The sequence below is a fragment of the Shewanella sp. genome (genome assembly GCF_051658185.1).
In the GTDB taxonomy this organism is placed as follows: domain Bacteria; phylum Pseudomonadota; class Gammaproteobacteria; order Enterobacterales; family Shewanellaceae; genus Shewanella.
The window spans coordinates 1-11,892 of sequence record NZ_JBOFMC010000217.1 but is presented as its reverse complement, the minus strand read 5'-3'; the positions used below and the strand labels follow the sequence as shown (position 1 = coordinate 11,892).

Annotated in this window: 8 protein-coding genes; 4 read left to right on the top strand and 4 right to left on the bottom strand. The window is 51.5% G+C overall.

Features of this window, described 5'->3' with window-relative positions; all coding sequences use genetic code 11:
• Window position 1 precedes the first annotated feature (1 nt).
• From ACRCZA_RS08565 to crp, 4 genes are all read right to left on the bottom strand, one after another.
• Window positions 2-1,330 (bottom strand): ATP-binding protein, encoded by a 1,329-nt coding sequence (locus ACRCZA_RS08565; RefSeq protein WP_438674035.1) that lies wholly within the window; start codon window positions 1,328-1,330, stop codon window positions 2-4.
• Window positions 1,327-2,001: a response regulator transcription factor gene (locus ACRCZA_RS08560; RefSeq protein WP_438674034.1), complete on the bottom strand. Its 675-nt coding sequence runs from the start codon at window positions 1,999-2,001 to the stop codon at window positions 1,327-1,329. The genes ACRCZA_RS08565 and ACRCZA_RS08560 overlap by 4 nt, the downstream gene beginning before the upstream one ends.
• Window positions 1,982-2,329 carry a PepSY domain-containing protein gene (locus ACRCZA_RS08555; protein WP_438674033.1) on the bottom strand — a complete coding sequence of 116 codons (348 nt, stop codon included), beginning with the start codon at window positions 2,327-2,329 and terminating at the stop codon, window positions 1,982-1,984. The genes ACRCZA_RS08560 and ACRCZA_RS08555 overlap by 20 nt, the downstream gene beginning before the upstream one ends.
• An 82-nt stretch (window positions 2,330-2,411) precedes the next feature.
• The gene (gene crp / locus ACRCZA_RS08550) at window positions 2,412-3,047 is read right to left on the bottom strand and encodes a cAMP-activated global transcriptional regulator CRP (protein WP_438674032.1); all 636 of its coding nucleotides are present in this window, start codon (window positions 3,045-3,047) and stop codon (window positions 2,412-2,414) included.
• A gap of 425 nt (window positions 3,048-3,472) precedes the next feature.
• Between crp and ACRCZA_RS08545 the strand changes: the two genes are divergently transcribed.
• From ACRCZA_RS08545 to mrcB, 4 genes are all read left to right on the top strand, one after another.
• The gene (locus ACRCZA_RS08545) at window positions 3,473-4,252 is read left to right on the top strand and encodes a sel1 repeat family protein (protein WP_438674031.1); all 780 of its coding nucleotides are present in this window, start codon (window positions 3,473-3,475) and stop codon (window positions 4,250-4,252) included.
• A gap of 552 nt (window positions 4,253-4,804) precedes the next feature.
• Window positions 4,805-6,796 (top strand): TonB-dependent copper receptor, encoded by a 1,992-nt coding sequence (locus ACRCZA_RS08540; protein ID WP_438674030.1) that lies wholly within the window; start codon window positions 4,805-4,807, stop codon window positions 6,794-6,796.
• A 246-nt stretch (window positions 6,797-7,042) separates the two neighbouring features.
• A complete protein-coding gene (gene hrpB / locus ACRCZA_RS08535; protein ID WP_438674029.1) occupies window positions 7,043-9,589 on the top strand; it encodes an ATP-dependent helicase HrpB in 2,547 nt (848 codons plus the stop codon).
• 66 nt (window positions 9,590-9,655) lie between these two features.
• On the top strand, window positions 9,656-11,892 hold a 2,237-nt coding region (gene mrcB, locus ACRCZA_RS08530), incomplete at its 3' end, for a penicillin-binding protein 1B (protein WP_438674028.1).

The window sequence follows — 11,892 nt, the reverse complement described above, 5'->3', positions numbered from 1 at the left end:
TTTAGCTGAAAACGAGCTCGACCCGCAGACCACCTAGGCTGGCGCTATGGTCGAATGTAAGCTTGATCCCATATTGCTCAGCAATTTCTTTGACGATTGACAGTCCTAGACCGTGCCCCATGACCGATTCATCCAGCCGAGTACCGCGCCGAGTCAGTTGATGGAGTTCATCGTCGGCGACGCCTGGGCCATCATCATCAATACACAGTATGAGCTTATCTTGCTGGCGGGATAAACTCACCGCCACCTCGGTTTGCGCCCATTTATAGGCGTTATCTAACAGATTGCCGAGCAGTTCCATGCCATCTTCGCGGTGGATGGGTAAACGTTGCAGCTTAGGATCGAGTGCAAAGTGGCAGCGGATCCCTTTTTGGCGATGCACCTTATCTAAGGTATTGGCTAAATTCTGTAAATCCCTTGGCAACACTAATTGAGCGGCGGGCAGCATATCGCCAGTGATCCGCGCGGTGGCCAACTTGCGCTCGACCATTTTGTGAATGGTATCGAGCTGTTGCTGTAATGCGAGCGCGGTTTGCGGATCGTGAAGCCCAAGGGCCTCTACCTGTTGCTGCATCACCGCCAGCGGCGTTTTTAGACCATGGCTTAAATTGCCTAAGTTATTGCGGCTACGCTCAATTTGTTTAGCAGTGTAGTCGAGCAGTTCATTATAGGTTTTGGCCAGTGGCTGTACTTCGGTTGGAATATTATGGAGTTCGAGCGCGTTAATTTCGCCTTCCTGTAGGCGTGCGAGGGCGTGCTGTATTTGTTTAACGGGTTTAAAGGATTGGCGCAGGATTAAGAAAATCCCCGCAATCATCGCCAGCAGCATGATAAGGTTCACGCCCAGTTTAGTGCCGTAGACCTCGCTAAATACCCGGCGGCCGATACTGAGGTCCTGCGCGACCGTGAGGGTGGCGGTGACATTGGCGCTGGTTGACGTTAAACCGAGGGATAACAGTTGCATATCGTTATTTTTAGGGCCTTTAGCCTGCCACACACGGGTTTGATTTGGCGCTAATGGTTCAATCTCAAGCTGCATATCCCACAGGGAGCGGGAGCGGATCACTTCATGAGGCAGGTTCAGCTGGAAATAGCGGCCGGAGTAGGCCGGTTTGTAAAAACTGGAAAGTTGGCTTTGATCTATGCTGATATCCCCATTATTGAGCCGGGTTGCCAGCATAATGTGCTCAAGATCTTCTTCTAAGCGATTGATAATGGAGTCGTGGAAGGCTTGGCGCAGCATGGACTCAAACAGGATGAGTCCAATCACTGTGCCTAAAATCAATAAGCCGGTTAACCATAAACTCAGCTTAGTGCGTATGGAGATCATGGCGTGACGCCATGGAAGATATACCCTTGGCCGCGGCGAGTTTCGATTGCGGTTTTACCTAATTTTTTACGCAAATGAGTCACATACACTTCGACCACATTGCTCTCTTTTTCATCATCAAACTGATAGAGCTTATCGGTCAATTGGGTCTTAGATAACAGCTTTTTAGGTGACATCAGGAAGATTTTTAGCAGCCTAAACTCCATCGCGGTGAGTTCAAACACCTGCTGAGCCACTTGTACTGTTTGCTCCGCTTCATCTAAGGTCACGCCAGCATAACTGAGCTGTTTACTTGAGGTGTTTAGCCGGCCATGGGCGCGATGGATCAGCGCTTGAATGCGCGCTAACAATTCTTGGGTGTGGAAAGGTTTACCGAGATAATCATCGGCCCCGGCATTAAACCCTTCGACCTTTTCATGCCACTGGCTGCGTGCCGTTAACATGATGACGGGGGTGCTGATGCCGCGATTGCGCCACGCTTCAAGTAATTCAAGCCCATTACCGTCGGGTAAGCCAATATCTAAAATGACGCAATCGTATTGGGTTTCTTTGATCAAGTAGTCGGCTTCAACGGCTTTATCCGTGATATCCGTAACGTAACCTGCAATTTTAAGTTGTTTCTCCAATTCGGAGACGAGCAGCGGATTATCTTCAACGAGTAGCAGTTTCATGTTTTTGGCATTCGCTCGGTAGTGCAGTGGGATGTTCAGGTTGACCATTGGTCGCATCAATACTCAGATTGACAATTTGACCAGGCTGAACTTTAAGTTGCAAATCATAGCGCCATTTATGATCTTCTTGGTAGAGATGGGCATCAATTAATTCACCTTGGCAAAATTGATTGACCACGGCTAAGGTGCCATCGAGGGATAAAATCTGACCTGAGTTGACCAGCGCTTTGGCTTGATAATGCTCTAACTCAATGGTTCCGGCCTGAATTATTGTTGGATAAACCAGCGTGAATAGGCTGAAAAAACCGATAAAAAACAGCCGTTTCATTTGCGTTCCCCAATAAAAAATGGCCTAGAATTTATACTAGGCCACTTTAATGAAACAGGCTTAAATCAAGCTGAAGACTAGCTTAACGGGTGCCGTAGACCACGATAGTTTTACCGTGCGCTTGGATGAGATTTTGCTCTTCTAGCATTTTTAAAATGCGGCCCACGGTTTCGCGGGAGCAACCCACAATCTGGCCAATCTCTTGGCGAGTGATCTTAATTTGCATGCCATCAGGGTGAGTCATGGCATCTGGCTGCTTGGCAAGATGCAGCAGTGTTTGCGCAATGCGTCCTGCCACATCCAAGAATGCTAAATTGCCGACTTTTTGGCTGGTGCTCTGGAGGCGATAGGCCATTTGCGCAGACAGCTTCATCAGAATTTCGGGGTTCACTTGGATAAGTTGCTTGAATTTCTTATACGAAATCTCAGCAATTTCACAGGCTTGTTTAGCGCGAACCCATGCGGTACGTTCAGATTGTTCTTCAAACAACCCTAACTCACCGATAAAGTCGCCTTGATTGAGATAAGAAAGGATCATTTCTTTACCTTCATCATCTTTAATCAATACCGCGACAGAACCTTTTACAATGTAATAAAGGGTATCTGAGTCTTCACCAGCATGGATAAGGGTACTCTTGGCGGGGTACTTATGAATGTGACAGTGTGATAAAAACCATTCCAAAGTTGGGTCCGGTTTTGGCTTACCAATCAGAGCCATGTTGGTGTTCCTCGATTGATTAAAACGAAAGTAAGAATATGCTAAATAAGTATTTTACGTCAATTAAACTCACAAAAACTTGATGAAAGTCTTAGTTTAGAATAAGTGAATAAATGCAATCAACCTTCTAAAATTAGAGCTTATTTTGCTGTTTTAGTGAGTTAAGTCAACTGAATCGGTTCGAAAGCGGCGTGATTGAGCTAACTCTGCTGAGTAAATCACATCTTATAATTAGGCCGCGAAGCGTCATATCACTGAATAACATTGTAAAAGCAGCACAATAGCTCTCTTGGGCGTCAACTACGGTGTGATTATAGCCTAGACAATGGTGAGCTTATTGCTTTTTTTAACATAATTTAAGCTCGACTTCTGGGAAGGATTCAGGCTAACTTTGCGGTGCAGTCGCGTTTAAGAGAGGTAACGACGTGAAATACACTCCATGGGTTTTGGTGGCCGGTTTGGCTTTGGCATTAGGCTTGAGTCCCGCGGCAAAGGCATTTTCTATCCCGCAACCTGCCAATGAGATTGCGGCCAGTAAATTTGCGCATATTCAATTGCAAGCCTCCGAGGGTGAGGCGAACGCCCAATTTCTGCTGGGGTTAATGTATTTGACGGGGCGTTATGTGGCGAAGGAAGTGCCATCAGGCATGTATTGGATTGCCCTGGCCGCAGAGCAGCAACATGAAAAAGCGCAGCAAACCCTTGCGGATCTTTCCTTTGAGGGACAGTTGATTAAACGTGATTTTGCCGTTGCCGAACATTGGTATAAAACCATGGGGGAGCGGGGCAATCGCTGGGCACAATTTCGCTTAGGGTTTATTTATGCCTCCGGTGGTGATGGAGTGGTGCGCCATTGCGGTAAGGCGGTGCAGCAATTTACCCAAGTGGGGGACAATATTGCCCTCGGTAATGCGGCCTGGATATTGGCAACTTGCCCTGAGGCGCAATACCGTGATGGTAATCGGGCGTTGGCGTTATCTTTAGATCTGCTGAAAGCCAACGAAAATGATCCCACCAATTTAGATAATCTTGCTGCCGCCTATGCTGAAGTGGGGGATTTTGGTGCTGCGATCGCGACTCAGCAAAAGGCTATCGAGGCGTTAAAACGCTCCGCTGAGCTGACGAAGGCGGACGAATTTCAATTGCGATTACAAACCTATGAACAAAGGCGCCCTTACCGGGAGACGCTGCGTTTACTTGAATAACCCATCACCTCATCGTGCATTTTGTGCTATTGCCCGCAGCATCGCATGCTGCCGGCGAGATCGCAGCTTATTCGCGTGCTCACCCTCTTAGCCGATTTGTAGGGGGGAGCCTGACATGTTGAGTCAGCTGAGTTTCAGGGGCGCGTTTACATCTCATTGATTGGACTGACTTAAGAGTATCCACTCTTTACGCTGTCGGTATCGTTGCGTGACGCGATCTTCATTTACATAAAAACAGGGCATACTCCCTTAACCAAAGGCTTATTCCCTTAACACCTTAACACCTTAACACCTTAACACCTTAACACCTTAACAATAGACCTGTGCGCTTACCCGCAGGCCTTTTTATCCGCTATCGCCAGCCTGAGCCCTAAGTCGCCATGCTTTAGCGTGGGTGACCCACAGCGTAAAGGTTGACTGTTTTGTGAACTGCCGCAAATGGGGCTGCGACAGATTGTCGCGCCTTTGGGGATTTAGATTGCCCCCTGCCTGAGAATCACAACAATACCCCCTACGTTTTTACATGATAAAAAACAATAAATAGGGGGATCCATGCCATATAAACCACTCAGCCTGGCGTTTGCCGTTGCGACGATATTGGGCACTACGCTACCTCAGAGCGTTTTCGCCGATGAAGCCATTGATTGTGGTGATGAGCAACGGTGTTTGGAACACCTCATCGTCACAGGCGATGTGATGCGCCAGCCCGTGCATTTGGTGAGCGATCCTAAGCAAAATCGCCTGCCGTTACCGGCCTATGATGGTTCTGGATTTTTGCGATCTATCCCCGGTTTTAATATCACCCGTAAGGGCGGCTCAGGTGGCGATCCCACCTTTCGGGGCCAAGGTGGCTCACGTTTGAGCATTGTGGATGATGGCCAGCATGTTTATGGCGCTTGTGGTGGGCGGATGGATCCGCCGACTAACTACATTTATCCCGAAGCCTATGATCAGATAACGGTGATTAAGGGGCCACAAACCGTAAAATATGGCCCTGTGGGGACGGCAGGCACCATTTTATTTGAAAAGGATCGCCATCGCTTCTCCGAGGCGGATATTGAAGGGCGGGCCAGCGCGACGGCCGGCAGCTTTGAGCGGCGCGATAGCATCATTGAACTGACCGGGGGTGATAAAAATTACTACGTTGATTTTGATATGAATCAATCGAGTAGCGATCACTATCAGGATGGTAATGGCAACAAAGTGCAGTCGAGCTATGACCGCAAGAGTAGCAATATCGCCCTTGGCTGGACGCCCTCTGAGCGCACGGTGCTGGAATTAGCTTATGGCGAGTCCAGTGGCTCTGCCGAATATGCAGACCGTTTAAACAAGGCGCGTCAAATTGATAACCGCGATGTGAGCCTGTTGCTGCAACACGATTTTGACTCAACATGGTTAAAATCGATGGAAGCTCAAGCGTTTAGCAATAAGAACGACCACATCATGGACAGATTTGATGAAGGGGTTAACGCTGGCTCTAACGTGCGCCGGATGACCCAAGGGGGCCACCTGTGGTTTGAGCTCACGCCGCTTGATCCGCTCGAGCTGACCCTCGGGGTCGATTATATGGCCAGTGAGCACGATGGCCGCAGCATCGCCGCCGGTGACAACGGCTTAGATGACTTGCTGCAAAAGCCCTTCAAAGAGGATATGCGCTATTACAATTATGGGGTGTTTGCCGAGTCGGTTTACCGGATTGATAACAGTAGCCTCCATGGCGGGCTCCGCTATGACCAGTGGAATACAGAGCTACTCATCGCCCAGCAGGGTGAGCGCGATGATTCTCTCTTTAGTGGTTACCTGCGTTATGAATATGTCATTGATGGGCATCAATATTATGCGGGAGTCGGTACAGCGAAACGGATGCCCGATTATTGGGAGTTTATGAAGTCAAGCGTGGGCAACTCAGCTCAAAAAGCCTTTGAACTGGCGCCAGAAACCACCAATCAGCTCGACATCGGTTGGATTTATCAGGGCCCGATAGAAACCTCAGTCTCACTCTTTTATGGCCAAATCGATGACTATATCCTGATCGATGCGACCGGGCCCGCTAGTGTTGCCCGTAACATTGATGCCACCTTGTATGGTGGTGAGGCGAGTGTTGATTATGCCTTAAATGAGCAGTGGTCGGCACAATTAACCCTCAGTTACACCCGCGGTGAAAATGATACTGACAATGTCGCCCTTGGGCAGATCTCGCCCCTTGAGGCGCGGCTGACGGTGAATTACCAGTGGCAAAATTGGACCATGGCGGCCCAGTGGCGCGGCGTGGCGGCTCAAGAGCGTTATACCCTCGGGCAAGGGAATATTGTCGGCCAAGATCTGGGCGAAAGCCGCGGTTTTGGTACGCTCGCCCTCAATGCCTCTTGGTCTTATAGTAAGGCGCTCTCAGTGATTATTGGGGTTGAAAACCTGTTTGATGTCACCTACGCCGAACATGTGAGTAAAGCCGGCTCGGGCAACGACTTGCCCGGCAGTGAAGCGATGTTTAGGGTCAATGAACCTGGGCGTAACCTTTGGGCGAAGCTTAACTATCGATTCTAACCTGGCGCGGTGCAACCATTGCACTGGTAACGCCGGATGTTTTAACGCAGGGCTGGCGGGATCCCCCAAACGTGGTGGTGACGCCTTGCCAGCGGCCTGAGGTGCCCCGGCCATACTCGTCAGAGGGCTGGGGCATTTTGTTACGACGCTCGCCTTGAGGTAAGGCTAAGGCGAGCGCAACGGGGACAGGGAGTAAAGGGCTATGTTAAACTGGCCACATTCTTTCCTTCTTTTTATATTAATGCATTGAATAGCCTACCTATCCACTCCTTACTTGAGCCGCTCAAGGTGGCATTATTAAGCCATCATCAAGCCATCCTTGAGGCGCCCACCGGGGCCGGTAAATCCACCGCGCTGCCCTTAGCCATGCTCGATTGGCCAGAGCTCACTGGGCGGATTTTAATGCTCGAGCCGCGGCGAGTGGCGGCGCGCAGTGTGGCGCAATTTATTGCCACGTGTCGGCAGCAAAGTGTGGGGCAAGAGGTGGGCTATCGGGTGCGCGGTGAGTCTAAGGTGGGGCCAAGAACCCGCCTTGAGATCGTCACCGAAGGGATTTTAACCAGAATGATCCAGCAGGATCCCGAATTAACCGGGGTTGAGGTGATCATTTTTGATGAGATCCACGAGCGGCATTTAACTACCGATGTGGGGCTTGCGCTCGCCCTAGAGGTGCAAGCTTCATTGCGGGACGATTTAAAAATCCTCGCGATGTCGGCCACCTTGTCCGGGATAAACCTCGCGGCGTTAATGCCGGATGCGCCCTTGTTGCGCAGTGAAGGCCGTAGTTTCCCGGTTGAGCTGCAGTATCGCCCGGTGTCAAGTCAGCAGCCGTGGCTCGACAGTCTGGGGCGCTGCGTGCTGGAATTGCTGGAACCCACAGCCGCTGCGCGCGGTAATCACGCGCCAACGCCCGATGAGGATGCGCTATCCCATCAGGATATTTTAGTGTTTTTACCCGGTAAGGCCGAAATTTTGCGCATGGCGCAATATTTAACCGAGCGCCTCGATGGCGCTTTGTTTGCCATTTGCCCGCTCTATGGCGAGCTGTCTGGGGCTGAGCAGGATAGGGCGATTGTGAAATCGACCGAGGGTAAGCGCAAAATTGTCCTCTCGACCAACGTCGCGGAATCGAGCTTAACCATTGAGGGTATCGGGGTTGTGGTCGATAGCGGTTATAAGCGTCAAGCCAGTTTCAACCCCAAAACGGGGGTGACGCGCCTGAGCTTAAAGCGCATTAGCCAAGCCTCGGCAACCCAACGGGCAGGGCGGGCAGGGCGTTTGGCCAAGGGAGTTTGCCTACGGCTTTGGAGCCAAGAGGAGCAAGGGCGCATGCTCAAGGCCGATGAGCCTGAAATCGTTCTTGCCGATCTGGTGGCCATGGCCCATGACTGTGCCTACTGGGGCGCGAAATCTTTTAGTGAGCTGTCACTGCTAACTGCGCCGCCCAGCGTCAATGAGGCGCTGGCTTGGGACTTGCTGCGGCGTTTAGGGATGGTCGATGGCCAGCACAAACTCACTCCCCACGGCAAAGTTGCCTATGAGCTAGGCTGCCACCCAAGGCTTGGGCACATGTTGATAGCCGCAAAAGCCTTAGATGAGGCCTCATCTCAGGGGCAATTCGCCGCGCTCGCCTGTTTATTGGCGGCGATTTTAGAAGCCCGTGGTTTGCCAAAGCGCGGCGCCGATATAAGCCAATATCTGCAGTTTGCGACCCAAGGGCAAGCGGGCCAGCAGGCACGGCAATGGCTAAAAAAATTGGCGATTAATGCTGAACTTACCACCGTAGCCACCCACGCCCACCCACAGGATGTGGGATTATTACTGGCGCTGGCCTACCCCGACCGCATCGCTAAGGCGCGCGGCGTTGAAGGTTATCAGCTCGCCAATGGCACCGGGGTGGTGCTCTCGCCCGAGGATGCGCTGGCGCATGCGCCTTGGCTGGTGGTCGCCGATTTTCAAGAAACTGCGGGTAAAACGGCTGGGCGGATATATTTGGCGGCCCAACTTGAACCCGCGTTATTTGATGGGCCGTTAAACGCCCTGCTGGAGACGCATGAGCAATGTGGCTGGGATGAGGTGAAGGGCCGAGTGGTGGCTAAGCGGCAGCTTTGCATTGGGCAAATTGAGCTGAAAACCGAGGCCATCCCTATGCCGCAGCGGCCGCAGATCGTTGCCGCATTGCTCCATTATATTCGCCAGCAAGGGCTCGCCCTGCTTTTTTGGGGGGCAGATTTGCCTCAGCTGCAAGCTCGGCTCACCCTGGCAAGGATGTTTGATCCTCAGGGCGATTGGCCCGATATCAGCGATGCCGCCTTATTGGCTGAACTGGAAATATGGCTAGCACCTTATCTTGAAAATGTGAATAATCTGCAGCAATTACAAAAACTCGATTGCTCGAGCCTTATCATGGATCGGCTGAGCTGGCAGCAGCAACAACGCCTCGATAGCCTTTTGCCGACCTCTTGGCCACTCGTGACCGGTACGCGCGCGCCGATTAGCTACGATATTGCTGGCAGGGCGCTACTGCGGGTAAGGCTGCAAGAGGCTCTGGGTATGGCAACGAGCCCCGTATTGGCCGAGGGCAAGCTTAAGGTCACCATGGAGCTGCTGTCCCCCGCCCAGCGTCCCTTGGCGTTGACCGCCGATTTAGCCAGTTTTTGGCAAGGCCCGTATGTTGAAGTGAAAAAGGAAATGCGCGGCCGCTATCCTAAACACTTGTGGCCGGACGATCCGGTAAATACCTTGCCAACCAAATTTACCAAGAAAAAAACCTTAGGTTTATCTAAGCCATAGCCTTGGTTTGCAGTGATGAATGGCCCTGATATACATCCTAGTTAATTTGCGAATGATGAAGTAGATATGACCACAAAAACGCCCCAAAAAAACACGACTTCACGCCGGGCCAGATCCCGTCGCGGGTTGCTTGGCCACCTCTGGTCGCTCCTCTGGAAGCTGACGCTGGTTGGCCTTGCCGTTGTGACTTTTTACAGTATTTATCTGGATCAAATCATCGCGCAAAAATTCACTGGGCAAAAATGGCACCTGCCTGCGCAGGTGTTCAGCCGCTCGATGGCACTCTATCCTGGGGCGGCGGTGAGCCACTCCCAACTGATGGCCGAGCTCAAGCTGTTAGGCTATCGCAAGGTAGCCAACCCTGCGCGGGTTGGCGAGTTTTCCGCCTCGAGCACGCGGATTGAGTTATGGCGTCGGCCATTTTTACATCCCGAGGGCGATCAGCTCGCACAACGAGTGATGATTAGCTTTGACAGTAATGGCGTTAGCGCTGTGGCGCGCATGGAGGATAAGCGTCAGTTGGCGGTCTTTCACTTAGAGCCGGTGCTGCTCGATAGAATTATTGCCAGTGACGGTGAAGATCGGCTGTTTGTCCCCACCGAAGAAATGCCAGAGTTTCTGGTGCAGGCCTTATTGCAGGTAGAAGATCGGAGTTTTTATGAGCATCACGGGGTCAATCCTATTGCGATCATTCGTGCCGCCTTTGTCAACTTAACGGCGGGCCGCACTGTACAAGGGGGCTCGACCTTAACCCAGCAGCTGGCAAAAAACTTCTTTCTTTCGAGTGAGCGCTCTTTGCTGCGTAAAGTGCGCGAGGCGCTGATGGCGGTGATCATCGATTTTCGTTACAGCAAGGATGAAATTCTCGAAGCCTATTTGAATGAGGTCTACATGGGGCAGGATAAATCCCGCGCCGTGCATGGCATGGGGCTCGCATCACGCTTTTATTTTGGCCGCCCGGTGAGCGAATTGACTCTCTCTCAACAAGCCTTTTTAGTGGCGATGATCAAGGGGCCTTCCTATTACAATCCTTGGCGCTCACCTGAGCGCATTCAAGAGCGGCGTGATTTAGTGTTGCGCTTGTTAATGGACTCTGGCGTGCTGACGACCCAAGAATATAAAACTGCGGTGGAGTCGCCCCTTGGGATCCGTAATTTGAATAAACCGGCGCACCAGAAATTGCCTTCATTCTTTGCCTTAGTCAAAAAAGAAGTTAACGAACGCTACGGTGACGCCCTGTTAAAACAATCGGGGGTGAAAATCTATACCACGCTCGATCCGATGGCCCAAGAGGCGGCCGAAAAAGCCGTTACCCAAACCCTTAAAAGTTTGGATAAAAATAATAAATCCCTGCAGATTGGCATGGTGGTGACCGATAAATACACTGGCGGGATCGCGGCGATGGTTGGCGATAAAACCCCGGGGTTTGATGGCTATAATCGCGCGGTTGAAATTCGCCGGCCGATAGGCTCGCTGATCAAACCCTTTGTGTACGCGACGGCTTTAGCGCCAGAGCGACAGTTTACCTTGGCAACCCCTCTTAAAGATCAACCCATTACCCTTAAAAATGAGCAAGGTAAAACCTGGTCGCCCCAAAACTTTGATAAAAAATTCAGCGGGCAAGTTTCGCTTATCACAGCCCTTAAAAAATCGCTAAACGTGCCCACGGTCAATCTTGGGATTGCGGTGGGGGTCGGTGCGGTGGCTGATACGCTGGAGCGTTCTGGCTGGCAAGAGCCGATCAACGCTTATCCATCTATGCTATTAGGGGCGGTGAGTGGCTCTCCGTTGATGGTGGCGCAGGTGTATCAAACCTTGGCCGATAATGGGGTGTATCGCAAGTTAACCACGGTGACGGCGGTGCTGGATGCTGATAAAAATCCATTGCCAGTCACGCGCTTGCCTAAGGAGCAGGCCATTGCGCCAGAGACTGACTTTTTGATCCAATATGCCATGCAGCAAGTGGTGAATACCGGGACCGCGACCCGCTTAGGCAACGCCTTCCCCGGCGTGGGGCTGGCGGGGAAAACCGGCACCAGTAACGATAGCCGTGACTCTTGGTTTGCGGGCTTTGATGAGCGTAACGTTGCCGCCATTTGGGTGGGGCGCGATGATAACGGTAAAACCAGCCTTTACGGTAGCAGCGGCGCCATGGCGGTTTACCTCGCATTTTTAAAAGAACGCCCCCCCATTAGCTTGCGTGCTATCCCAGTGCCTGGCGTGGTTAAAGGTTTTTTTGACCGCGATACAGGGGTGGCCAAGCAGGCTAATTGCAGTAATGTTGATGCTCTGCCTGCCTTATC

Bases quoted from the DNA above. Each gene is read 5' to 3' on its own strand.
- crp (WP_438674032.1), bottom strand. From the start codon at position 3,047: ATGGCTCTGATTGGTAAGCCAAAACCGGACCCAACTTTGGAATGGTTT.
- ACRCZA_RS08565 (WP_438674035.1), bottom strand. From the start codon at position 1,330: ATGATCTCCATACGCACTAAGCTGAGTTTATGGTTAACCGGCTTATTG.
- ACRCZA_RS08540 (WP_438674030.1), top strand. From the start codon at position 4,805: ATGCCATATAAACCACTCAGCCTGGCGTTTGCCGTTGCGACGATATTG.
- ACRCZA_RS08555 (WP_438674033.1), bottom strand. From the start codon at position 2,329: ATGAAACGGCTGTTTTTTATCGGTTTTTTCAGCCTATTCACGCTGGTT.
- ACRCZA_RS08560 (WP_438674034.1), bottom strand. From the start codon at position 2,001: ATGAAACTGCTACTCGTTGAAGATAATCCGCTGCTCGTCTCCGAATTG.